General features: G+C 69.6%; 22 protein-coding genes. 13 read left to right on the top strand and 9 right to left on the bottom strand.

Features of this window, described 5'->3' with window-relative positions; translation table 11 throughout:
• Positions 1-87: 87 nt before the first annotated feature.
• Positions 88-1,026 carry an ABC transporter substrate-binding protein gene (locus C5B99_RS02320; protein WP_104240162.1) on the bottom strand — a complete coding sequence of 313 codons (939 nt, stop codon included), beginning with the start codon at positions 1,024-1,026 and terminating at the stop codon, positions 88-90.
• A 243-nt stretch (positions 1,027-1,269) separates the two neighbouring features.
• Between C5B99_RS02320 and C5B99_RS02315 the strand changes: the two genes are divergently transcribed.
• Positions 1,270-2,211: an asparaginase gene (locus C5B99_RS02315; protein ID WP_258063006.1), complete on the top strand. Its 942-nt coding sequence runs from the start codon at positions 1,270-1,272 to the stop codon at positions 2,209-2,211.
• Between the two features lie 383 nt (positions 2,212-2,594).
• Here the strand turns inward: C5B99_RS02315 and purM are convergent, their stop codons facing one another.
• Positions 2,595-3,701, bottom strand: a complete 1,107-nt coding sequence (purM, locus tag C5B99_RS02310; protein ID WP_104240161.1) for a phosphoribosylformylglycinamidine cyclo-ligase — start codon at positions 3,699-3,701, stop codon at positions 2,595-2,597.
• Between the two features lie 280 nt (positions 3,702-3,981).
• Between purM and purF the strand changes: the two genes are divergently transcribed.
• The 4 genes from purF to C5B99_RS02290 all read left to right on the top strand — a co-directional run bounded on the left by purF (position 3,982) and on the right by C5B99_RS02290 (position 7,634).
• Positions 3,982-5,439, top strand: coding sequence for an amidophosphoribosyltransferase (gene purF / locus C5B99_RS02305; protein WP_104240160.1), 1,458 nt, complete (start codon positions 3,982-3,984; stop codon positions 5,437-5,439).
• A 143-nt stretch (positions 5,440-5,582) separates the two neighbouring features.
• Entirely contained in the window at positions 5,583-6,215 is a 633-nt protein-coding gene (locus C5B99_RS02300; RefSeq protein ID WP_104240159.1) for a biotin transporter BioY, read from the top strand.
• Between the two features lie 51 nt (positions 6,216-6,266).
• Positions 6,267-6,968 carry an energy-coupling factor ABC transporter ATP-binding protein gene (locus tag C5B99_RS02295; protein ID WP_104240158.1) on the top strand — a complete coding sequence of 234 codons (702 nt, stop codon included), beginning with the start codon at positions 6,267-6,269 and terminating at the stop codon, positions 6,966-6,968.
• 51 nt (positions 6,969-7,019) lie between these two features.
• Positions 7,020-7,634, top strand: a complete 615-nt coding sequence (locus C5B99_RS02290; protein ID WP_104240157.1) for an energy-coupling factor transporter transmembrane protein EcfT — start codon at positions 7,020-7,022, stop codon at positions 7,632-7,634.
• Between the two features lie 25 nt (positions 7,635-7,659).
• Here C5B99_RS02290 and C5B99_RS02285 read toward each other — a convergent pair whose 3' ends face one another.
• Positions 7,660-8,091: a hypothetical protein gene (locus tag C5B99_RS02285; protein WP_104240156.1), complete on the bottom strand. Its 432-nt coding sequence runs from the start codon at positions 8,089-8,091 to the stop codon at positions 7,660-7,662.
• A gap of 107 nt (positions 8,092-8,198) precedes the next feature.
• The gene (locus C5B99_RS02280; protein ID WP_104240155.1) at positions 8,199-8,573 is read right to left on the bottom strand and encodes a sterol carrier family protein; all 375 of its coding nucleotides are present in this window, start codon (positions 8,571-8,573) and stop codon (positions 8,199-8,201) included.
• A 129-nt stretch (positions 8,574-8,702) separates the two neighbouring features.
• Here C5B99_RS02280 and purD point away from each other — a divergent pair, with 129 nt between their 5' ends.
• From purD to C5B99_RS02260, 4 genes are all read left to right on the top strand, one after another.
• A complete protein-coding gene (purD, locus tag C5B99_RS02275; RefSeq protein ID WP_104240154.1) occupies positions 8,703-9,986 on the top strand; it encodes a phosphoribosylamine--glycine ligase in 1,284 nt (427 codons plus the stop codon).
• Entirely contained in the window at positions 9,983-10,876 is an 894-nt protein-coding gene (locus tag C5B99_RS02270) for a phosphoribosylaminoimidazolesuccinocarboxamide synthase (protein ID WP_104240153.1), read from the top strand. Before purD ends, C5B99_RS02270 begins: the two co-directional genes overlap by 4 nt.
• Positions 10,877-11,088: 212 nt before the next feature.
• Positions 11,089-12,630 (top strand): SulP family inorganic anion transporter, encoded by a 1,542-nt coding sequence (locus C5B99_RS02265; RefSeq protein ID WP_181064910.1) that lies wholly within the window; start codon positions 11,089-11,091, stop codon positions 12,628-12,630.
• A 49-nt stretch (positions 12,631-12,679) separates the two neighbouring features.
• A complete protein-coding gene (locus C5B99_RS02260) occupies positions 12,680-12,988 on the top strand; it encodes a DUF1905 domain-containing protein (RefSeq protein ID WP_104240152.1) in 309 nt (102 codons plus the stop codon).
• A gap of 20 nt (positions 12,989-13,008) precedes the next feature.
• On the opposite strand, the gene C5B99_RS02255 is transcribed toward C5B99_RS02260, so the two are convergent.
• A complete protein-coding gene (locus C5B99_RS02255) occupies positions 13,009-14,490 on the bottom strand; it encodes an MFS transporter (RefSeq protein WP_181064909.1) in 1,482 nt (493 codons plus the stop codon).
• Between the two features lie 93 nt (positions 14,491-14,583).
• On the opposite strand from C5B99_RS02255, the gene C5B99_RS02250 reads away from it, so the two are divergent.
• Positions 14,584-15,297 carry a TetR/AcrR family transcriptional regulator gene (locus tag C5B99_RS02250; RefSeq protein ID WP_104240150.1) on the top strand — a complete coding sequence of 238 codons (714 nt, stop codon included), beginning with the start codon at positions 14,584-14,586 and terminating at the stop codon, positions 15,295-15,297.
• Positions 15,298-15,630: 333 nt separating this feature from the next.
• Here the strand turns inward: C5B99_RS02250 and C5B99_RS02245 are convergent, their stop codons facing one another.
• The 3 genes from C5B99_RS02245 to C5B99_RS02235 form a co-directional block, all read right to left on the bottom strand.
• Entirely contained in the window at positions 15,631-16,743 is a 1,113-nt protein-coding gene (locus tag C5B99_RS02245; protein WP_104240149.1) for a transaldolase family protein, read from the bottom strand.
• A 288-nt stretch (positions 16,744-17,031) separates the two neighbouring features.
• Positions 17,032-17,889 carry a hypothetical protein gene (locus C5B99_RS02240; RefSeq protein WP_104240148.1) on the bottom strand — a complete coding sequence of 286 codons (858 nt, stop codon included), beginning with the start codon at positions 17,887-17,889 and terminating at the stop codon, positions 17,032-17,034.
• Positions 17,889-19,292 (bottom strand): AI-2E family transporter, encoded by a 1,404-nt coding sequence (locus tag C5B99_RS02235; RefSeq protein ID WP_104240147.1) that lies wholly within the window; start codon positions 19,290-19,292, stop codon positions 17,889-17,891. Before C5B99_RS02235 ends, C5B99_RS02240 begins: the two co-directional genes overlap by 1 nt.
• 165 nt (positions 19,293-19,457) lie before the next feature.
• Between C5B99_RS02235 and purS the strand changes: the two genes are divergently transcribed.
• Genes purS through C5B99_RS02220 form a run of 3 tightly spaced genes read left to right on the top strand, consistent with a single transcriptional unit; the run spans position 19,458 to position 21,061 of the window.
• Positions 19,458-19,820: a phosphoribosylformylglycinamidine synthase subunit PurS gene (gene purS / locus C5B99_RS02230; protein ID WP_104240146.1), complete on the top strand. Its 363-nt coding sequence runs from the start codon at positions 19,458-19,460 to the stop codon at positions 19,818-19,820.
• Positions 19,817-20,521, top strand: a complete 705-nt coding sequence (purQ, locus tag C5B99_RS02225; RefSeq protein WP_104240145.1) for a phosphoribosylformylglycinamidine synthase subunit PurQ — start codon at positions 19,817-19,819, stop codon at positions 20,519-20,521. The genes purS and purQ overlap by 4 nt, the downstream gene beginning before the upstream one ends.
• A gap of 33 nt (positions 20,522-20,554) precedes the next feature.
• Positions 20,555-21,061 carry a DUF3817 domain-containing protein gene (locus C5B99_RS02220; protein ID WP_146081915.1) on the top strand — a complete coding sequence of 169 codons (507 nt, stop codon included), beginning with the start codon at positions 20,555-20,557 and terminating at the stop codon, positions 21,059-21,061.
• A 108-nt stretch (positions 21,062-21,169) separates the two neighbouring features.
• Here the strand turns inward: C5B99_RS02220 and C5B99_RS02215 are convergent, their stop codons facing one another.
• Positions 21,170-22,198, bottom strand: a complete 1,029-nt coding sequence (locus C5B99_RS02215) for an ATP-dependent 6-phosphofructokinase (RefSeq protein ID WP_104240143.1) — start codon at positions 22,196-22,198, stop codon at positions 21,170-21,172.
• Between the last annotated feature and the right edge of the window lie 125 nt (positions 22,199-22,323).

The raw sequence follows: 22,323 nt of genomic DNA, 5'->3' as shown, positions 1-22,323 counted from the left end.
TCAGGGTGTTGCTGCTGAGAGGGTGGATGCGGCCGGACTCGCCCGCATCCACCCTCGCAGCGTCACCGCATGATGGGGAAGCGGAGCCTAGGCGCCGAGCAGGCCCTTCTCGGTGAGCCAGTCGGTCGCGGCCTTGGTGGGCTCGACCTTCTCGTCACCGGAGACACGCGTGTTGAGGGCGATGAGCTCGTCGGTCGTCAGCTGCGCCGAGATGGCGTCGATGACCTCAGCGACCTCGGGGGTGAGCTTCTCGGTGTTGCCGACAGGGATGACCTGCTGGGCCGGGAAGTTGTTCTTCGGGTCCTCGAGCACGACCAGGTCGTTCTCGACGATCGCGGGCGACGTCGTGAAGATGTTCGCGACCTGCACCTGTCCGCTGACCAGCGCGTCGACCGTTGCCGGTCCGCCACCATCGGCGATGGGGGTGAACGCTGCGGGCTCGACGCCGTAGTTCGCCTTCAGGCCAGGCAGACCCTGCGGGCGCTCCTGGAACTCGGCCGGGGCACCGTAGGTGATCTCGGCGTTGTGGGCGGCGAGGTCGGCGATGGTCGTCAGGTTCCACTTCTCAGCGGTCTCCTTCGTGACGACAACCGCGTCCTTGTCCTCGGCGTCGGCCGGGGTGAGGCCCGTGAGCCCCTCCGTCTCGAGCGCTGCGGTGAGGTTCGTGTTGATGGTCTCCGCGTCCGTCGTCTCTGCCTCGGGGTCGAGGAAGATGAGGAGGTTGCCCGTGTAGTCGGGGATGAGGTCGATCGATCCGTCCGACAGCGCGGGGATGTAGGCCTCGCGCGAGCCGATGTTGAACTGCGTCTCGACGGTGAAGCCGGCGTCCTTCAGCGCTTCCGCGTAGAGGTTTCCGATGATCTCGGACTCTGGGAAGTTCGCCGAGGAGACGACGATCGTGTCGCCGGATGCGGCACCACCGTCGGTGCCGCCAGCGTCGGGAGCGGTCGGGTTGGAGCAGGCCGAGAGGAGGCCGATCGCTGCGAGTGCAGCGATGCCTCCGGTAATCAGACGCTTCTTCTGCATTGGGGGTCCCCTATCTTCGGCGGTAGCCAGAACATCAGTGAGTTCGGCCATCTTAGGAATGTGCCCCATGAATTCGGAGCGCGCTTCCCGGATAGCGCGAATTAACTCTGTGTTACGTGCGCAACGTCGCGGACCGGCCCGGTGTTCCCGAACCAGATGCGGCGCATCCTCAGTACATTCGCACGAATTGGGCGAAGTCAACCCTCAGCGCGCGCGGAAGCCAAACCGGGTAGAAATGACCACGTGACGACCTCATCCTCGCTCCCGCTCATCGCCGTCATCGCGACGGGCGGCACCATCGCCAGCACGACGACGGCATCGGGCGCGACGACGCCGAGCCTCGGGGCGGATGCCCTGCTCGAGGGAACCGCAGCGCACGGCGCCCAGCTGCGCGCCGTGAACCTCATGGCCGTCGACTCGTCGAGCCTCACGCTCGCCGACATGCAGTCGATCAGCGACGAGGTGCGACGCCAGGTCGAAGACGACGAGGTCAGCGCCGTCATCGTGCTGCACGGCACCGACTCGATGGAGGAGACCTCGCTGCTCACGGACCTGCAGCTCGAAAGCGACAAGACCGTCGTCTTCACCGGCTCGCAGTTCACGGCCGAGTCGGAGTCGCCGGACGGGCCGGCGAACGTCGCGGCAGCCCTCGCCGCCGCGCTCGACCCGGAGAACCGCGGCCGAGGCGTGCTCGTCGCGTTCGGCGGCAGGCTCCTCAAGGCGTGGGGGCTGACGAAGGCCTCAGCAGACCGCGCGGACGCGTTCCGCAGCGTCACCGACAAACCCGCCCGCCGCCTGCACCTTCCCGCGCCCGTCGCCGGCATGCGCGTCGACACCGTCGCGGTCAGCCCCGGCGCTGACGCGACCCACCTGCATGCGAGCCTCGAGGCCGGCGTGCAGGGCATCGTCCTCGTCGGCCTCGGCTCGGGCAACGCGAGCCAGAGCGTCGTCTCCGCGGCCTGGGAATGCCAGGCATCGGACATCCCGCTCGTCGTGTCGAGCCGCGTGCCGTTCGGCGTGCTCAAGGCCAGCTACGGCGGAGGCGGAGGCGGACACGACCTCGCGGTTGTCGGCGCCATCCACGCGGCCGTCCTGCGGGCCGGCCAAGCGCGCATCCTGCTCGCCGCCCTCATCGCCAACGAGGCGACGCCCGAGGAGATCGCGGCGGCCTTCGCCGCCGAGTAGCGGCGCGGCGCCGCTGCACCCGCCGAGGCACCACCGGCGCGACCAACATCCGTGAGATGCAGACACCCGCAGCCCCGAAACCGGCTCAACTCACGCGTAGCTCACGCAAGTTGGTCACGGCCCCGCGGCGCCGCCCCACGCAGGCGCTGCGCCGAGACTCGCCCCAGCCGCCCCAGCCGCCCCAGCCGCCGTTCCGCCGCCCGCGCGTGACGCCCAAGTCCCGCCGGCGCGTGACCAACAACAGTGCAATATCGGCGTCCGCAGCCCCGAAACCGGCTCAAAGCGCCTCTATCGCACGCAAGTTGGTCACGTCGTGGGTGGATGGCACCGCGTGTCCGCCGCGCCCTCGCCTCTCGGCGAGACGCGACGGCTCGTGTTCTGCCCTAGCTGGCGTAGCTGCCGACGAGGCGCACCGCGCCGCCATCGACGCCCTTGGCGCCCTGCTCGAAGCCGTCGAAGTCGCGCGACTCGGTCGAGATCGTGCCGGCAACCCACGACGGCAGGCCAGCGGCTTCGAGCCACTCGACGACCGCGGATGCACGCTGGGCGTCGACGACCGCGAACATCCCGATCCCGAGGTTCCAGGTGCCTTCCGTCGACTCGAGGTCGGTGCCCGCGAAGCCCGCGAGGACGCGGAAGATGTCGTTCGGCGACCACGCGCCGCGGTCGAGCTCGATCCAGGCGCCCTGCGGAAGGACTCGCGCGAGGTTGGCGGCGATGCCGCCGCCGGTGACGTGGCTGAAGGCGTGCACGGCGCCATCGAGGGCAGGCTCGGCGAGGAGCTTGACGAGGGGGCCGGTGTAGAGGCGGGTCGGCTCGAGGAGCACTTCGCCGACGACGCCGCCGAGCTCCGCGGAGGTGTCGGTGAAAGCGAGGCCCTGGTCGGCGACGATGCGGCGCACGAGCGAGTAGCCGTTCGAGTGGAGGCCGCTCGAGGCGATCGAGATGACGACGTCGCCGTGCTGCACGCGCTCCGGTCCGAGCATCCGGTCAGCCTCGACGACGCCGACCGCGGCGCCCGCCACGTCGTAGTCGTCGGGCCCGAGGAGGCCAGGGTGCTCTGCGGTCTCGCCGCCCGTGAGCGCGGTGCCGGTCTCGGCGCACGCCTTCGCGATGCCCTCGACGATCGAGGCGATGCGCTCCGGCACGACCCGGCCGCAGGCGATGTAGTCGGTCATGAAGAGGGGCTCGGCGCCCACGACGACGATGTCGTCGACGACCATGGCCACGAGGTCCTGGCCGATCGTGTCGTGCTTGTCGATCGCCTGCGCGATCGCGACCTTCGTGCCGACGCCGTCGGTCGACGTGGCGAGGATCGGCTTCGTGAACGAGGTCAGACGCGAGGCGTCGAAGAGCCCGGCGAAACCGCCGACGCCCCCGAGCACTTCCGGTCCGTGGGTCGCCTGGACGGCGCGCTTCATGAGCTCGACGGCGGTGTCACCCGCACGGGTGTCGACGCCAGCGGCGGCGTAGAGGTCGTTGCCTGACACAGAATGCCCTTTCCTCGGGGGGATGCGCCCAACAGCCTAGTGCGCCGCGAACGTGACGCCGGAAGCGAACCCTCTCCACGCGGGTACGCGCGGATCCGCGAGCTGTGACAAAATCGGAAAATCGTTCAGGGCGCCTCGGTGCCTCATCACACTCGTGGCCCTCGCGGGCCTCGTCAAAACTGTGGCCCTCGCGGGCCTCATCACATCAGTGGCCCTCGCGGGTCCGGTCAAATCAGTGGCCCTCGCGGGCCCGCTTACCTGTGCTTGGAGCTCCCCCAGCGTGTGCGGCATTGTTGGTCACGTCTCGACCAGTCCCGTCAACCAACAGATCTACGATTCCCTCCTGCTCCTGCAGCATCGCGGTCAGGACTCGTCCGGCATCGCGACGGCGGACGGTGACACCTTCCACATCGCGAAGGTCAAGGGCCAGGTGCGCGAGGGCTACCGCACCCGCGACATGCGGAACCTGCTCGGCAACGTCGGCCTCGGCCACGTCCGCTACGCGACGGCCGGCAGCGCGAAGAGCGACGACGAGGTGCAGCCGTTCTACGTGAACGCGCCCTACGGCATCGTCCTCGTGCACAACGGCAACCTGACGAACACGCGAGAGCTGCGCAAGGAGCTCTTCAACGTCGACCGCAGGCACCTGAACTCGTCGAGCGACACGGAGCTGCTGCTCAACGTCCTCGCGAACGAGCTGCAGCACGGCATCAACGGGGACGAGCTCACGCCGGATGACCTGTTCGATGCGATCTCCCGCCTGCACGACCGCGTCGAGGGCTCCTACGCATCCGTGGCCCTGCTCTCCGGACACGGGCTGCTCGCGTTCCGCGACCCGTTCGGCATCCGCCCCCTCGTGCTCGGTCGACGCGACGACGAGCACGGCCGCGACGAGTGGGTCGTGGCGTCCGAGTCGCTGGTGCTGGAGTCCGGCGGCTACGACCTGGTCCGCGACGTGGAGCCGGGCGAGGCCATCTTCATCACGATGGGCGGCGAGCTGTACTCGCGCCAGTGCGCCGTGAACCCGCGCCTCGTGCCGTGCTCGTTCGAGTACGTGTACCTGGCCCGCCCCGACTCCGTCATGAACGGCATCTCCATCTACGAGTCGCGCCTGCGCATGGGGAAGACCCTCGCCTCGAAGGTGGAGCGCAGCATCACCGCCGGCGACATCGACGTGGTCATGCCCATCCCCGACTCGGGCAGGCCGACCGCGATGGAGATGGCGAAGACCCTCGGCATCGACTACCGCGAGGGCTTCTACAAGAACCGCTACGTGGGCCGGACATTCATCATGCCGGGGCAAAAGGTGCGCAAGAAGTCGGTGCGCCAGAAGCTCAACGCGCTCCCGACGGAGTTCCGCGGCAAGAACGTGCTGCTCGTCGACGATTCGATCGTGCGCGGCACGACGTCGAAGGAGATCGTCGAGATGGCGCGTCAGGCTGGCGCGAACTCGGTGACGTTCGCGTCCGCTGCACCGCCGGTCCGCTACCCGCACGTCTATGGCATCAACATGCCGTCGCGCGGCGAGCTCGTGGCCTCAGGCAGGTCGATCGAGGAGATCGCGTCGGTCATCAGCGCCGACCGCCTCGTGTACCAGGAGGTCGGGGACCTGTTCACGGCCATCACCGAGGGCTCCGACGTGAAGGAGCTCGACATGAGCTGCTTCGACGGCAAGTACGTGACGGGCACCGTGACTCCCGAGTACTTGGCCTGGCTGGAGCTCAACACGAAGAGCTAGCCGAGCGGGACAGACCTCCGGGAAACGCATGTTCGTCACACGACGAGCATGCGTTTTCCATAGGTTCCCGCGGGGACGCTCGGTGCGTTTCGGCCGCCGGGCGGGGTCGGTGCGCAGCTCTGCGCGCCGGTAGAGTCCCGTGCATGACCGACGCGCACCCCGCACCCCGCAATCGCACGCGCGACCTCACGCAGGTCGCCGTGTTCGCCGGCATCGTGGCCGCGCTCGGAGTGGTGCCGGCCATCACGATCCCCGGCCCCGGAGTGCCGATCACCCTGCAGACGCTCGGCGTCATGCTCGCGGGCGCCGTGCTCGGCTCGAAGCGCGGCTTCTCGGCGCTGCTGCTCTTCGACGTCCTGGTGCTCGCCGGGCTCCCGCTTCTCGCGGGCGGCCGTGGTGGGCTCGCGGTGCTCGCGAGCCCCACGGTCGGCTACTTCATCGGCTTCCCCATCGCGGCGTTCGCGGTCGGCTGGCTCGTCGAGCGCTTCGGCAACCCGTTCCGCATTCTCCCCGGCATCGTCTCGACGGCCGTCGGGGGCGTGTTCGTGCTCTACCTGCCCGGGATCATCGGCGTCGCACTCGTGGCAAAGATCGGCTTCGGGGCCGCCGCCCTGTCGGCGCTCGCCTTCCTGCCGGGCGACCTCGCGAAGGCCGTCGTCGCGGCGCTCATCGCGCGAGGTGTGCACAAGGCCTACCCGGGGCTGCTCCCCGATCGGCGGCGGCGCGACCGGCCGACCTCGCCAGACCAGGCAACGGCACCGGCAGTGGATGCGTGAGGCCGGGGCCGCCGTCGCACCTCGCGGGTGCCTCCTGAGCCGGGGCCGCGCATGATCGAGCTGCGCGACGTGAGCGTGAGCTTCGGCGACGGCGCGCAGCGTCGCTCCGTGCTCGACGGCATCTCGGTGACGCTCGGCGAGCAGCGGATCGGCGTCATCGGCGCAAACGGCTCCGGGAAGTCGAGCCTCGCGAGACTCCTCAACGGGCTGCTGCTGCCCACGAGCGGAACCGTCTCGGTCGAGGGCTTCGACACGAGGCGCGCCGGCAGGGAGGTGCGGCGTCGGGTGGGGTTCTGCTTCACCGACCCCGACTCGCAGATCATCATGCCGACCGTGGGCGAGGATGTCGCCTTCGGGCTCGGTCGGCGCGGCCTGAGCAGGGCGGAGATCGCCGCACGCACGGCTGCGGCGCTCGAGCAGGTCGGCCTCGCCGACCGCGCCGACCATCCAGCGCACCTGCTCTCCGGAGGGCAGAAGCAGCTACTCGCCCTCGCGGCCGTGCTCGTCACCGAGCCGAGCATCCTCGTGCTCGACGAGCCGACGACGCTCCTCGATCTGCGCAACTCGCGCGCGATCGCGGCGCGTATCGCCGGCCTCCCCCAGCAGGTGGTCCTCGTGACCCACGACCTCGAGATCCTGGCGGGCTTCGACCGCGTGCTCGTGGTGCACGAGGGGCGCCTCACCTTCGACGGTCCTCCACGGGATGCGGTCGCCGCCTATCGCGCTGCAGTCTCCCTCGAGGGCGGGCTGTGACTCCCCTTCCCACGACCGCGACCGCAACCACGACCGCTTCGGCGGGGGCTCGTGGCTGACCGCGGAACGGCACTTGCCGTCTACGTGCCTGGCAGCTCCATCATCCATCGCCTGCCGGCCGGGCTGAAGCTGCTCGCGCTCCTGGCTGCAGGGGCGGCCGTGCTCGCGCTCGGCTCACCGCTCTCCGCCGGCATCGCCGTCGCGGTCGCGGCGCTCGGCTTCGCTGCGGCGCGCCTTGGCCCTCGATACGCGTGGCGCGGCGTGCGCCCGACCTGGATCTTCCTGCTCGGCATCTTCGCCTTCCAGTGGTGGTCCGCCGACCTGTCTCGGGCCGTCGGCGTCGTCGGCTCGATCGTCGCTCTCGTGCTCGCGGCGACGCTCGTGAGCCTCACGACCCGCACCACGGACATGATCGACGCCATCGTCTGGCTGCTGGGGCCGCTGCGTCGAGTGGGCGTGAACCCCGACCGCGTCGCCCTGCAGCTCGCCCTCGGCGTGCGCGCGGTGCCCCTCGTCGCCGAGCTCGCCGAGACCGCGAGACAGGCACAGTACGCGCGGGGCCGTCGCGGCAGCCCGCGGGCATTCGCCGTGCCGCTCGTCGTCCGGGCGCTGCGCCGCGCCGACGCCATGTCCGACGCCTTGCATGCGCGGGGCCTCGACGACTGACGATGGCCCGCCTGCTGCCGGTGCGCTAGGAGCGGTTCTCGAGCTCGTCGGCGCGGATCAAGCGCGCGTCGACCGAGCGCTTCGCCGATACGCGACCCGCGATGTACCCGGCGATGCCGCCGAGCGCGAGCGTGACGGGCACCGTGAACGCGAGGAGGAACGCGAACACCTGGATGCGGGAGAACACCTCGTTGGGCGGGAACGCGAACGTGAGGATCGTCACGAGGACGACGCCGACGATCGCACCGAGCACGAGGAAGCTGCTCATGCGAGGAACGTGGTGGACCCTCGCCGCCATCTCCCGAACGCCGTCGTCCTCGTCTTCGTCCTGCTCCTCGAACTCGGCGAGTTCAGCGTCGTAGACCTCGAACTCGCGTCCGGCGTCGACCTCGCGGCCTGCCATGGTGTCGCCGCCCTCTTCGGGGCGCGACTGAGTGGGTTCGTTCTCGCGGAGCATGCATCCATTGTCGCGCAGTTCGCGGGGAGCGTTCGCAGACTCCGCGGGGAGCGCCGCGGCGCGTCAACGAGCAGGGCGAGCAGACCGTGCAGGGCGTGGCGCGCCCCTCAGCGGCGCACGAGCGGCAGCCAGGGCGAGACGTCGGCGCGGGTTCCGGATGCGCGCACCCGGTTCGCCTCGAACGCCTCCTGCCAGGTCACGCGGCCAGTGGCGAGCTCGAGCCAGGTGTCGACGTCGAGCTCGATGACGTTCGGCGGCGTGCCGCGGGTGTGGCCTGGGCCCTCCACGCACTGCACGGCGCCGAACGGCGGCACCCGCACCTCGACGCTCGCCCCCGGGGCGCGGTCTTCGAGAGCCTGCAGGGTATAGCGGACGGCCGTCGCGGCGTCGGCGCGGGGCGTCGGGCTGCCCGCGGCGCGGGCTTCGCTCCAGGCGGTGATGGCTCCGAGCCCTGCGGCGTCGGCGATTCGGGGTTTCGGCACGCCCCCATTGTGCGACAGGCCCGGCGGGCGGGTGTGAACGCGGCGCCGTGCGTGGCGGACGGGTGTCGCCGTGCGGTCATCTGCGTTCACGCGGCGGCGCGAGCCGTCGTCCCCGGTTAGGCTGGTGCGGTGAGAATTCTCGTCCTCGGATCCGGTGCCCGCGAGCACGCAATTGTTGCCGCCCTCCACAGCGAGCGCGCACACTCGATCGTCACGGCCCCGGGCAACCCCGGCATCGCCGCTGAGTCTGAGGTGATCCGGCTCGACGTGAACAACCCGTCGCTTGTCACCGACTTCGCCAAGGATGAGAGCTTCGACCTCGTCGTCATCGGCCCTGAGGCCCCGCTCGTCGCTGGTGTCGCCGACGCGCTGCGCGAGGCCGGCATCCCCGTCTTCGGCCCATCGAAGGCCGCGGCCACGATCGAGGGGTCGAAGACGTTCGCGAAGGACGTCATGTCCCGCGCCGGTGTCCCCACCGGTGGCGCGCGCCTCGCGGAGACGCTCGACGAGGTCGCCGCCGCCATCGACGAGTTCGGTGCACCGTACGTCGTGAAGGCCGACGGCCTCGCCTCGGGCAAGGGCGTCATGGTGACCGAGAGCCGCGAGGACGCGCTGGTCCACGCCGAGCACTGGCTCGCTGCCGGGCCCGTGCTGGTCGAGGAGTTCCTCGACGGCCAGGAGGTCTCGCAGTTCGTCTTCTCCGACGGCGTCAACGTGCGGGCGCTCCCGCCCGCCCAGGACTTCAAGCGCCTCCTCGCCGGTGACGAGGGGCCGAACACGGGCGGCATGGGCGCGTACACGCCCGTCCCGTTCCTCAACGAGCGCTTCGGCGGAGAGCGCGCCTTCTCGAAGCTCGTCGTCGATCAGGTCGCGAAGCCGGTCGTCGACGAGATGCGCGCCGCCGGCACCCCCTTCGCCGGGCTCCTCTACTGCGGGCTCATCGTCACGAGCGCGGGCATCCGCGTCATCGAGTTCAACGCCCGCTTCGGCGACCCCGAGACACAGGCCGTGCTCGAGCGTCTCGACCAGCCGCTTTCCGAGCTCCTCTACGCGTCTGCGACCGGCACCCTCGGGCACCTGCCCGAGGAGCTCGCCATCGCCGACAACGCAGCGGTCACGATCGTGCTCGCGAGCGAGGGCTACCCGGAGGACGTGCAGTCGGGCCGCACCATCGCCGGGGTTCCGGATGCGCTGTCCGAGCCGAACGTGAAGGTCCTGCAGGCGGCGACCACGCAGCGCGACGACGACACCCTCGTGACGAGCGGCGGCCGCATCCTCAACGTGGTCGGAACCGGAGCGACGATCGCCGAGGCTCGCGCGTTCGCCTACCAGGGCCTGTCTCGCATCCACATCGACGGCGCCCAGTACCGCGCGGATATCGCGGAGCTCGCTGCCCGCGAGCAGCAGTCGTGACCGACGCGGCCAGCGCTCCAGCCCTCGAGGGCTGGTCGCATGTGTCCTCCGGCAAGGTCCGTGAGGTGTACGAGACCGCCGACGACAACCGCGTGCTGCTGGTCGTCGCGAGCGACCGCGTGAGCGCGTTCGACCACATCCTCTCCCCCGGCATCCCCGGCAAGGGCGCACGCCTGACGGCGCTGAGCCGCTGGTGGTTCGATCGCATCGACGTGCCGAACCACCTCCGCGAGCCGTCCGGGTGGGGCGCCGCGTTGCCGGCCGACACCGCGGCACGCTCCATGCGTGTCGTTCGCCTCGAGATGTTCCCCGTCGAGTGCGTCGTGCGCGGCTACCTGACCGGCTCCGGACTCCTCGAGTATCGCGAGCACGGCACCGTGTGCGGCATCCAGCTGCCGCTTGGCCTCGAGGACGGCGACCGGCTGCCGACGCCGATCTTCACCCCCGCGTACAAGGCGCCCCAGGGCGAGCACGACGAGAACATCAGCTTCGAGAAGATGATCGAGCTCGTCGGCCTCGACGACGCCGTCGCGCTGCGCGACCTCTCGCTGCGCATCTTCCGCGAGGCATCGGCCATCGCCGAGGAGCGAGGAGTGATTCTGGCCGACACGAAGTTCGAGTTCGGGCGCAACCCAGCCAACGGCGAGATCACGATCGGCGATGAGGTGCTCACGAGCGACTCGTCCCGGTATTGGGATGCGACGCTCTACGCCGACGAGAGCCTGCCGCTGAAGCAGCGCCTGTCGTCGTTCGACAAGCAGATTGTTCGCGACTGGCTCTCCGCGAATTGGGACAAGCAGGGCCAGCCGCCCGAGCTTCCCACCGAGGTCATCGAGCGCACGCAGGCCCGTTACGCGGAGCTCTTCGACCGTCTGGGCGTCCGCGCTTAGGTCCGCCTAGGTCCGTCTGACGCCCCTGGAGCGCAGCTCCGCCTTGGGTGCCTGCTCATCTCGTCGTAGAATCGCCGTCGGCGGCGCACACACGGTCGCCCTCCGCTGGGCTTGACGACCCGGACTCCCTCCTGGAATCCCGCACGCGCATCCGCGTGTGCCCTCACCGGCCGTTCCCTTCGCGCTCCTCCCTTCGAGACTGGAACTTCGCCGTGACCTCCTCCCACGCCTCCGCGCCCGCTGCAGCTTCGGCGGCCCCAGCCGCGCTCTCCCCCGAGCAGCGCCAGTCGGTGCTCCGCACCCTGCGGTCGCCGCGCCTCCTCAAGGTCGAGGTGCTCGGTGGACTGGTCGTGGCGCTCGCGCTCATCCCCGAAGCGATCGCCTTCTCGGTCATCGCGGGGGTCGACCCTCGGGTCGGCCTCTTCGCCTCCTTCACGATGGCGGTCTCGATCGCGATCCTCGGCGGCAGGCCCGCCATGATCTCCGCGGCGACGGGCGCCGTCGCCCTCGTGATCGCGCCCCTCATGGCCTCGCACGGCCTCGACTACCTCATCGCCGCCGTCCTCCTCGCTGGGGTCCTGCAGGTGCTCCTCGCAGTGCTCGGGGTGGCGAAGCTCATGCGCTACATCCCGCGCCAGGTGATGGTCGGCTTCGTCAACGCGCTCGCGATCCTCGTGTTCCTGGCGCAGGTGCCGGAGCTGCTCGGGGTGCCGTGGCTCGTGTATCCGCTCACCGCACTCGCGCTCGTCATCGTGTTCAGCCTGCCGCGGCTGACGACAGCCGTACCGGCCCCGCTTGTCGCGATCGTCGTGCTCACGCTCATCACGGTGCTCGCATCGGTCACCGTGCCGACGGTCGGCGACAAGGGCGAGCTGCCGAGCACGCTGCCCGGGTTCTTCATCCCGGATGTGCCCCTCACCTTCGAGACGCTCCAGCTGCTGTTCCCCTTCGCGCTCGCGATGGCGTTCGTCGGGCTGCTCGAGTCGCTCATGACGGCGAAGCTCGTCGACGACATCACCGACACCCGCTCCAGCAAGACGCGGGAGGCGTGGGGGCAGGGCGCCGCGAACATCATCACCGCCTTCTTCGGCGGGATGGGCGGCTGCGCGATGATCGGGCAGACGATGATCAACGTGAAGGCGTCCGGCGCTCGCACGCGCATCTCGACGTTCCTCGCCGGCGTCTTCCTCCTCCTGCTGGTCGTGCTGCTCGGCGACCTGGTGGCGCTCATCCCGATGGCCGCGCTCGTGGCCGTGATGATCTTCGTCTGCTGGGCGACGTTCGACTGGCACTCGATCCGCCCGTCGACGCTGCGCGGCATGCCCCTGAGCGAGACCGCCGTCATGCTCGTGACGGTCGTCGCGACCGTTACGACCCACAACCTCGCGATCGGCGTCGGTGCCGGCGTGCTGTGCGCGGTGCTGCTCTTCGCGCGCCGCGTCGCGCACGTCGTGCAGGTGCGCCGCACGCTCTCGGAAGACGGCGCCGTGGCTTCCTACGCGGTGACGGGGCAGCTGTTCTTCGCCTCCTCGAACGACCTCTACGCGCAGTTCGACTACGCCGCCGACCCGGCACGCGTGGTCATCGACCTGAGCGCGGCGCACGTCTGGGACGCGTCGACGGTCGCCGCCCTCGACGCGGTGATCGAGAAGTACGAGAAGCACGGCGCCTCCGTGGAGGTCGTCGGCCTCAACGACGAGAGCGAGACCCGCCTGCAGCGGATGCGCGACGTGCTGCCGGGCGGCGGACACTAGAGCCGCTCAGGGCTCGCCGCGCGCCGCCCCCGTGCGCGATCATGGACGCATGGAGTTCTCGTTCTCGAATCCGCTGTGGCGCTGGGAGAAGCGGCGCGAGCTGTGGACGTTCGTGAGCCTCAGCGAGGACGCCTCCGACAGGATCGCCGCGGCCACGGAGCGCTTCACGCACGGCTTCGGCTCGGTGCGGGTCGAGGCGACCGTCGGCGGATCAACGTGGCGCACCTCGATCTTCCCGAGCGACGCCACCTACATCCTGCCCATCAAGAAGGCCGTGCGGGAGGCCGAGGGACTCGAACTGGATGCGCCCGTCGTCGGCAAGGTGCGGCTCGTCGACGTGGAGGACCCGCAGCGGTAGGGGCGCATCCAGCCACACTCTCAGTGCGCGAGTACGGGAGCTGCCCCTGCCTCCGCCGGTTCCTGGCTGAGGGATGCGCCCTGACCGCGGCGGCGGAACAGCAGCGCGGAGACCACTGCCCCGACCGCGAAGAAGCCTGCACCCCACCAGTAGGCGGCCGCGTAGCTCGCGATCATCGAGTCGCCGACCGTTGCGGGCCCGTGCTCGACGAGGTAGTCGGCGGCGGCGGTCGCGGCGAGCGTGTTCAGCAGGGCCGTGCCGATCGACCCGCCCACCTGCTGGCTCGTGTTGACCATGGCCGACGCGACGCCCGCGAACTGGCGGTCGACACCGAGCGTCGCCGTCTGCATCGACGCCGGCATGATCGTGCCCATCGCGAACCCGATGAGCATGAGCGGCGGCATGACATGCCCCGCGTACGTGCTCGACGCATCCAGGAACGTGAGCCACACCATGCCGCTCGCGCCGAGCGTCATGCCGATCGGGACGAGCACCTTCGGACCGAAGCGCGGCACCAGCAGGTTCGTGCCGAGCTGAGCCGCGAGCACGAGCATCCCGATCATGGGCAGGAACGCGAGACCGGTCTGGATCGGGGAGTAGCCCAGCGTGAGCTGCAGGTAGTAGGTGACGAAGAGGAAGATCCCGAACATGCCGGCACCGGCGATCATGACCGACAGGTAGGCGGCACCGCGGTTGCGGTCGCGGACTATGAAGAGCGGCAGCAGCGGATGCCCGGCTCGCGCCTGCCAGAGCACGAACGCCACGAGGAGCACCGCGGCGCCCGCGAGCATGCCCCACGTGAGCGGGGAGTCCCAGCCGTCGGTCTCCGCGTTCGAGAAGCCGTACACGAGGCCGAAGAGCCCGCCGGAGACGAGGAGGGTGCCCGGAATGTCGAGCTTCGGGCGCGGACCGGAGCGCGAGATGGAGGGAACGTAGATGACGGCGCCGACCAGGGCGACGGCCGCGATGGCGACGTTGATGTAGAGATTCCAGCGCCAGTCGAACGCCTCGGTGAGCACGCCGCCGAGGAGCAGGCCGACAGCTCCGCCTGCGCCGGCGATCGCGCCGAACACACCGAAGGCGCGGGCGCGCTCCTTCGGGATCGTGAAGGTCGTGGTGAGCACGGCGAGGGCGGTGGGGGCGAGCAGCGCGCCGAAGACTCCCTGCAGTGCGCGGGCTGCGACGAGCAGCTCGAATGAGGGGGCGGCACCGCCCAGTGCTGAGGCGATCGCGAAGCCGATGAGGCCGATGACAAACGTGCGCTTGCGGCCCATGAGGTCGGAGAGGCGACCTCCGAGCAGCAGCAGGCTTCCGAAGGCGAGCGAGTACGCGGTGACGATCCACTGGCGCTGGCCGTCGGAGAAGTCGAGGTCGGCCTGCGCAGACGGCAGGGCGATGTTGACGACCGTCGCGTCGAGGACCACCATCAGCTGGGCGAGGCCGACGACGATCAGCGTGAGCCAGCGGCGACCGTCGGTCGCAGGGGTTGAGGTTTCGGACATGCGGCTCACCATATACGAGACTGAGTCGTTTCGGATACCTTGAGTTTCGTAATGTCGCGAGCTAGGCTGTGACCACAACGAGAGGTGGTTTCGATGACGCAGACTGACCTCGCCGACAGCTCCTCCGCAGCACCGGCGACCGAGGCGACTGGAGCGGCGAGCGCACCCGCGGCACCGACCTCGCAGTCCCCGGCAGGCGCCGAGAAGAAGCCGAGGCTCGGCCGCAAGCGCGACCACACGCGAGACACCGACATCCTCGAAGCGGCACTGGATGTGCTCGCCGAGACGGGCTACGACGGCATGACGATCGACATGGTCGCGACCCGCGCGAAGGCCGGCAAGGCCACGCTCTACCGACGCTGGGCCTCGAAGTCAGACCTCGTGCTCGACGCCGTCGCCTGCATGAAGTCGAAGGACCTGGACCTCGCCGCACTCCCGGACACGGGCTCCCTGCGGGGCGACCTGGTCGCGCTGGTGCGCCCACCGAGCATCCGCGACGCCGAGCGCAAGCTCAACGTCATGACGGGCGTCGTCTCGATGATCGCCCGCGATCCAGAGATGGCCGCGGCGGCCCAGGAGGCGATCGTCGCACCGAGGGCAGCCGCCAACCGCGCCATCTTCGAGCGGGCAATCGAGCGGGGGGAGATCTCCGCCGACGTCGACCTCGACACCCTGAGCACGATCGCACCGGCCATGGCCGCCTTCCGCACGCTCATCCTGCGCCGCTCCCCCGACCGCGACTTCCTGATCGGCATCATCGACAACGTCGTGCTGCCTGCAGCCAAGCGCGGCGCGCCCACGAGCTGAGCATCCGCCAGAAGCAAGCGTCAGCCAGAAGCACCCGCCCGAGGCGAGAAGCCTGCATCTCCCTCACTCTTGTGGCGGTTCTGGGGAGGAGAAGGGGCGGGAGAGGGCCCGAGAGGGCGGACGGGGCCGGGGCACTCCAAAAGCAGTGGCCCTCATGCGCGAGGCGCGCAGAAGGGGAGGCGCCTGGGCTTTCCTCGCGAGAAAACGACGGCCCCTCCCCTGCGCCGCCCCACTGATTGAGCAGCAGGCGGGATGAGCTCGGCACGCTCCGGGTGTCGCGACGCGGCGCGGCCGAACTCAGTTCAGGAAGCGGATACGGCAGACCTGCGCACGCTACGCGGCGGGCACCAGGATGTCGCGCACGAGCGCGTCGAGCTGCGCATCCGCGTCGAGGAACTGGCGGAGCGTGTTGCGTGCCGCGCCGAAGTCCTGGAACTCCTCAGCGGTCATGCCATCGACCTCGTAGGCCCGGCGGAACTCGCTGAGGGTGTTCAGCTCCTCGAGGATCCCGGCCCCCACGGGAACGCCGATGCGATCCGCGACGGGGATGTCGTTCTCATTGATGCGCGCCTGCCAGTCGAACGGCGGCGAGACGACGAGGTCTCCGCCCACGAGCTCCGACCACTGGAGCTGGTTGCGGAAGGCCGCCGAGAGCACGCGGCTGCGGTAGCCGCGCTCCTGGAACACGGCGTGCGCGCGCTTGAGCGCCGCGACACCTGCCCACTCGAGGATGCCGGGAGTGACGAGGATGCGGTTGGCGGTCGTCCACTTCTTGAGCCAGTCGTCGAGGCGCCCACCCATGATGGTGACGACGTGCCCGAACTCCTGCTCGGGGAGACCGTCGGCGGCTCGGCGCTCGAGGGCGCGCTCGAGGGCTGCACCGACCGCGACAGCCTGCGGCACGGTGAAGCTGAGGGTCGCGTTGATGCTGACGCCGCGGTAGGCGGCTTCCTCCATGGCCTCGATACCCGTCTTCGTGGCGGGGATCTTCACGATGATGTTCTTCGCCAGCTTCGAGAACTCCTCGGCCTGGTCGGCGAGGGCAGCTGCGTCGCGGTGCAGGCGCGGGTCGGTCTGGATGGAGAGGCGGCCGTTGCGGCCTCCGCTGCGCTCGAACTCCGGTTCCAGGAGGAGGGCCGCGTTGATCGAGAGGTCGCGCACGGCCTGCCAGCCGATCTCCGACTCGCCCCACGTGGGGTTCTGCGCCGCGATCTCCTTGATGCGCGGGCCCCAGACGTCAGGGCGCTTCTTGATGGCGGCGAAGGCGATGACGGGGTTGCAGGTGGCGCCGACCGCGCCGAACTCGATGGACCTCGTGAGCTCCTCGGGGTCTGCGGAGTCGTTCCAGAGGGCGGTCTTCGTGTTCTGCGCCGCCCAGGCGAGGGGTGCGAGCTTCGTGGCTGGAGTGCCGTTGTCACTGGACGGCGCTGTGTCGAGCAGGGTCATGCTGTTCTCCTCATCGGTGGCGGATGCCCGGGGTCGCCGGTGCCGCGGCGGCCGCACACCCCGAGGTCCGAGGCGTCAGGCCTCGCGGGCCATCACCGACGTGGATGCTCGCCTTCGAGTCCGTGTCGGCCGATACCCGCCTGCCGCATATGTCCTGACATTATCACAACAGGTTTTGGATGCGCCAGAAGTGCGCGCGTCACGACCGGTAAGGGATGAGGGGCGAGCGAGCTGCGTGCTGCGTGCTGCGTGCTGCGAGTCCGCCTATGTACAGGCGTCCGGGGACCGCTACTCGCCACCGCGGTCGGCGGCGCGCCCCCTCGGCGACTCGCCCTTCTGCGGCTTCCGCATGACCACGACCGCGACGACGGACGCAACGAGCAGGAGGGCGCTGAGCATCCCGAGCACCCAGAGCACGTCCCACAGGTAGCGGTCCCACCAGGACGGTTCGAAGTCGACGATCGCGAGCCAGGTGTTCTGGAACGCCTCGACGGCGTTCCGCCCGCGAGCGTTGCTCTCGCCGGATACCCACAGCGACGGGGCGAGGAAGATGAGCATAAGCATGCCCGCGAAGGTCATCCGCTCGAGCCGGGCCCTGGCGAGGCTCCCCTTCGGCGCTGGCTCGGCGTTGATCGACGCCGCCCGCGCGGGATCACGCCAGGACAGGACCGGAAGTACCACGAAGACGAGGCCGACAAGCGCCCCGCAGAGCACGGCGGCGAACCCGACCAGCCAGGTGAGGAAGGCGTTGAGCAGGAGCTCGGCGACCGGCGATTCCGTCTCGTTGAGCTCCGGCACGATGCCGCCAGTCAGCGTCAGCACGAGCAGGAGCAGCGAACCGATCAGCCAGGCGGCCGTGAACAGCACCGGCCCGACCACCATCGTGCGAACCATGAAGCGCCCGAGCAGCGGGCGATCCGGGGTGTCAGGAAGACTGAGGAGCTCAACGATCAGCCAGATGCCGAGGAGCGCGGGAGCGCCCATGCCCGCGTAGGACCATGTGGAGGCGTCGTAGGGGAACTGCGTGACGTCGGCGATCGTGTACAGCGTCCAGACGCCGACGAGAACCGCCACCGCGATGCCTGCCGAGCTGAGCTCGGCGAGCATCCCCTTGCTCCGGATCCCCCGGGTGAGCTGGCTCCACATCAGGCGTCGGTGTTCGAGCCCTTGGCGTCGGAGGCAGCGCCGACAGCGGCATCTTCCTCGCCGAGGTCCTTGCGCCAGGGCAGCCGCGTGCGCATGTCGTCGGGAACCGCCTCGTCTTCCTGCAGCTTCTCGAGCGGCTCGTACCAGGCGCGGATGAGCGCCCAGCTGACTGCCGCAACGGGCACCGCGAGCAGCGTGCCGACGATGCCACCGAGGATCGTGCCGACGGTCAGCGCGATGAGGACGACGAGCTCGTGCAGCTTGAGCGACTTGCCGAGCACGACCGGCTGCAGGAAGTTGCCCTCGAGCTGGTTGACGAGCACGACGATTCCGACGACGACGACGGCCGGGACGAGCCCGTTCGTGACGAGCGCCACCAGCGCGGCCAGGACACCCGCGAGTGTCGCTCCCACGATCGGGATGAACGCGAGGATGAACACGAGGACCGCGAGCGGGAAGGCCAGGGGCACCCCGACGATGGCGAGCCCGATGCCGATGAACACCGCATCCACGAGCGCGACGATGACCGTGCCGCGCACGTACCCGCCCATGACCTCAACCGCACGGGACCCCATGAGGCGCGCGCGGCGCTGGTTGGCGCCCTTGAGTGGCTTCGTGAGGAAGCCCCAGATGAGCGGGCCATCTTTCATGAAGAAGAAGAGGATGACGACGAAGAGCACGCCGCTCGTGATGAACGTGGTCACGCCGGAGATGCCGGCGGTGAGGCCGCTCGCGGCGGCGTTGCCGAACTGGCTCGTGAAGATGAAGTCTTGAGCCTGCCCGAGCCACTCGTTGATCTGGTCCTGATTGATCGTGATGGGGAAGGTCGCGTTCACCCACTCGATGGCCTGGTTGAACCCCTGGACGGCCTGCTCGGAGAGGTCGGACCACTGGTTCCGCACAAGGAGGACGACCATCGTGAGCGCGCCGCCGAGGAAGACGATGATCGCGAGCAGCACCGTGACGGTCGCCAGGGCCGGCGGCCACTTCTTGGACGTGAGGAACTTGATGATGGGCCACGCGGCGGCGGACACGATGAGCGCGAGGAGCACCGGGATGACGACGATCGTGACCTGCAGCCCCGCGAAGATGAGCAGTGTCGCGGCCGCGACGATGACCAGCCCCTGCAGCGCGCGGGTGGCGACTCGTCCGAGCTGGTCGGTCCACATGACGCCGACGCTCGTCGGGCGACGCCCGCGGCCCTCGCCGTCGTCGGGCGCGTACGCCTGCACGGCGCTGCCGCCGACCATGACCTCGTCTCGGGCCGGGGCCTCGAGGTGCTCCACCGGCCCTGCGGACTGCGCCGCCAGCTGGGCGGCCACGGAAGATGCGGAGGGGGCCGGCAGCGCAGGGCGAGCCGCTGGCTTGTCGCGGCCGAAGAGGCGCTTGAGCTTGTCGCTCATGGATGCTCCCAGAAGGTCGGTGAGGCGGCCGGCGGAGGTGCCCGCCGGCGCGAAGATGTGACAAGGCTATGCGTGTGCACCGACATTGTGGACGAGCCTCGCGCATCCGCGCCTGACGGTAAGCTGGGGGCGTCTCTTTCCTCCATCGAATCGGAGCCGCTCCCGATGCCCAAGATCGTCGTCATCGTCATGCCGAAGCAGGAACTTCTCGACCCGCAGGGCAAGGCCGTCGCGGGCGCACTCTCGCGCCTCGGCAAAGACCACCTGCACGACGTGCGCGTCGGCAAGCGCTTCGAGATCACCACCGACCGCGAGGTCACGGCCGAGCTCATGGAGGAGATCTCGCAGGTCGCCGATGAGCTCCTCGCCAACGGGGTCATCGAGGACGTCATCTCCATCGACGTGCTGCCCGACGGCACCGAGACCCCGGACGACGCCGACGAGCTCGACGACGCCGCGGTCGAGACCGAGGACTCCCTCGCGTCGGTCATCGCCGCCGAGGTGCAGTCGAAGGGCTCCGCTTCATGAGCCCCCGCATCGGCGTCATCACCTTCCCCGGCTCGCTCGACGACCGGGACGCCCAGCGCGCCGTTCGCCTTGCGGGCGGCGAGGCCGTCGCGCTCTGGCACGGCGAGCACGACCTGCACGGCGTCGACGCCATCATCCTCCCCGGCGGGTTCAGCTACGGCGACTACCTCCGCGCCGGCGCGATCGCGAGCCACTCGCCGATCATGGCCGAGGTCATCACGGCCGCCAACGCGGGTCTGCCCGTGCTCGGCATCTGCAACGGCTTCCAGATGCTCACCGAGGCGCACCTCCTGCCGGGCGGGCTCATCCGCAACGACCACGGCAAGTTCGTCTGCCGTGACCAGGTGCTGCGCGTCGAGAACAACGACACCGTCTGGACCAACGCGTACGAGAAGAGCGCGGAGATCACGATCCCGCTGAAGAACGGCGAGGGCGGCTTCATCGCCGACGACGAGACCCTCGCGCGCATCGAGGGCGAGGGCCAGGTCGCGTTCCGCTACGTCGACGTCAACCCGAACGGCTCCCGCAACGACATCGCAGGTCTCACGAACGAGCGCGGAAACGTGGTCGGCCTCATGCCGCACCCCGAGCACGCGGTCGAGCTCGGCTTCGGTCCGGACACGGCAACCCACATGGCATCGGGCCTCGATGGGCTCCCGATCTTCCGCAGCGCCGTCGAGGCGCTGCTCGCGCGCGTCTAGACCTTGTCGCAGACGCAGAGCGCAGCGCAGCCAATGACGCAGACCCAGGCGACCTCGCCCGACGCCACGGCCGACGACCAGCGCCTCACCCCGCGGGTCCTCCTGCGCGCCGTGTCGATCGGCGAGGCCATCACGTGGGCCCTGCTGCTCACTGGCATGTTCCTGAAGTACGTGACGCAGACCACCGATGTCCTCGTGTCGGTCGGCGGCTCGCTGCACGGCGCCATGTTCATGGTCTACCTCGTCGTCACGGCGTTCGTCGGCATCAACCAGCGCTGGCCGTGGTGGATGTTCGGGCTCGGCTGGTTCGCCGCCATCCCGCCGTTCGCGACGCTCGTCTACGACTGGTGGGCAGAACGGCGCGGTGCGCTCGAGGGCTGCTGGCGCGAGGCCCCGTCGAAGGGCCTATCGCTGCAGCGCATCGTGCGCTGGTTCGTCGACCGCCCCATCACCATGAGCGCGGCCGTCATCGTCCTGGCCGTGGTCATCCTCACGGGCTCCCTCAGCGGTGCCCTCGTCGGCCCCACCGGCGCCCACTAGGACCACTCGCCCGTCGGGAGCAGCCGACCGTCAACGCCAAGCGACACGAAGAGGGCGGATGCACGCGCATCCGCCCTCTTCGCTCGTCTCGGCCCGGGGGCCTCTGGCCTAGCGTCCGAAGAAGATCTTCGCCTGGTCCCAGCGGTCCTGCGGAACGGTCTTGAGGCCGTCGAGCGCCTCCTCGAAGGCGACCGTCTGCATCTCGGTACCGCGGAGGGCGACCATGTTGCCCCACTGCTTCTCGTTGACCATGTCGACGGCGTACTGGCCGAAGCGGGTCGCGAGCACGCGGTCGAACCCGGTCGGGGCGCCGCCGCGCTGGATGTGGCCGAGCGTCGTGTTGCGGGTCTCGATGCCCGTGAGCTTCTCGAGCTCAGCGGTCACGTAGTCGCCGACGCCGCCGAGCAGCGGACGCCCGGAGACCTCGGTGCCCTGCGACAGCACCTCGTCCATACCCTCGGGAATGAAGCCCTCGGCGACGACGACCAGCGGCGAACGCCCACGCTGGTGGACCTCGGAGACCCACTCGGCGACCTGCGTCATGGGCACCTTCTGCTCCGGGATGAGCACGGCGTGAGCGCCAGCGGCCATACCCGAGTGCAGGGCGATCCACCCGACGTTGCGACCCATGACCTCGGCGACCATGACGCGGTGGTGCGACTCGCCGGTCGTGCGGAGGCGGTCCATGGCGTCGGTTGCGATCTGCACGGCCGTGTCGAAGCCGAACGTGTAGTCGGTGGCCTGGAGGTCGTTGTCGATCGTCTTCGGCACGCCGACGACGGGGATGCCGGCGTCAGCGAGGCGCTTGGCTCCCGCGAGGGTGCCCTCTCCGCCGATCGCGATGAGCGCATCCACCGAGTGGCGCTCGAGCATCACGGCGATGTTCTCGGGGCCGCCGTTCGGCCCGTCGAAGGGGTTGGTGCGGGACGTGCCGAGGATCGTGCCACCCTGCTTCGCGAGGCCGCGGACCTTGGTGCGAGGGAGGTCCATGATGTCGCCCTCGGTGACACCGCGCCAGCCGTCGCGGAAGCCCACGAACTCGTTGTCGTAGGTCTTGATGCCGTGGAGCACGCTGCCGCGAATGACAGCGTTGAGTCCGGGGCAGTCGCCGCCGCTGGTCAGCAGTCCGATCTTCATGCGTTCGCTCTCCTCTGGGTGTGGCAAATCTCGCAAACAGCCATCACGGTCGAGTAGCCCACCCCACGGAAACGAGTTCAGTGCAGAAGCGGATTCCTGCGTTGGAAGACGGCTCGACAGCGACA

Origin of the sequence: Pseudoclavibacter sp. Z016, from assembly GCF_002931215.1 — a bacterium.
Lineage (GTDB): Bacteria > Actinomycetota > Actinomycetes > Actinomycetales > Microbacteriaceae > Pseudoclavibacter.
The sequence above is the reverse complement of the archived record's forward strand: the minus strand, read 5'-3'. Positions and strand labels throughout refer to the sequence as shown.

What these genes read in the sequence shown, in the direction of transcription:
- C5B99_RS02320 (WP_104240162.1), bottom strand. Translation starts at nt 1,026, where the DNA reads ATGCAGAAGAAGCGTCTGATTACCGGAGGCATCGCTGCACTCGCAGCG.
- C5B99_RS02300 (WP_104240159.1), top strand. Translation starts at nt 5,583, where the DNA reads ATGACCGACGCGCACCCCGCACCCCGCAATCGCACGCGCGACCTCACG.
- C5B99_RS02295 (WP_104240158.1), top strand. Translation starts at nt 6,267, where the DNA reads ATGATCGAGCTGCGCGACGTGAGCGTGAGCTTCGGCGACGGCGCGCAG.
- C5B99_RS02285 (WP_104240156.1), bottom strand. Translation starts at nt 8,091, where the DNA reads ATGCTCCGCGAGAACGAACCCACTCAGTCGCGCCCCGAAGAGGGCGGC.
- C5B99_RS02260 (WP_104240152.1), top strand. Translation starts at nt 12,680, where the DNA reads ATGGAGTTCTCGTTCTCGAATCCGCTGTGGCGCTGGGAGAAGCGGCGC.
- C5B99_RS02255 (WP_181064909.1), bottom strand. Translation starts at nt 14,490, where the DNA reads ATGTCCGAAACCTCAACCCCTGCGACCGACGGTCGCCGCTGGCTCACG.
- C5B99_RS02250 (WP_104240150.1), top strand. Translation starts at nt 14,584, where the DNA reads ATGACGCAGACTGACCTCGCCGACAGCTCCTCCGCAGCACCGGCGACC.
- C5B99_RS02245 (WP_104240149.1), bottom strand. Translation starts at nt 16,743, where the DNA reads ATGACCCTGCTCGACACAGCGCCGTCCAGTGACAACGGCACTCCAGCC.
- C5B99_RS02240 (WP_104240148.1), bottom strand. Translation starts at nt 17,889, where the DNA reads ATGTGGAGCCAGCTCACCCGGGGGATCCGGAGCAAGGGGATGCTCGCC.
- C5B99_RS02235 (WP_104240147.1), bottom strand. Translation starts at nt 19,292, where the DNA reads ATGAGCGACAAGCTCAAGCGCCTCTTCGGCCGCGACAAGCCAGCGGCT.
- purS (WP_104240146.1), top strand. Translation starts at nt 19,458, where the DNA reads ATGCCCAAGATCGTCGTCATCGTCATGCCGAAGCAGGAACTTCTCGAC.
- purQ (WP_104240145.1), top strand. Translation starts at nt 19,817, where the DNA reads ATGAGCCCCCGCATCGGCGTCATCACCTTCCCCGGCTCGCTCGACGAC.
- C5B99_RS02220 (WP_146081915.1), top strand. Translation starts at nt 20,555, where the DNA reads ATGACGCAGACCCAGGCGACCTCGCCCGACGCCACGGCCGACGACCAG.
- C5B99_RS02215 (WP_104240143.1), bottom strand. Translation starts at nt 22,198, where the DNA reads ATGAAGATCGGACTGCTGACCAGCGGCGGCGACTGCCCCGGACTCAAC.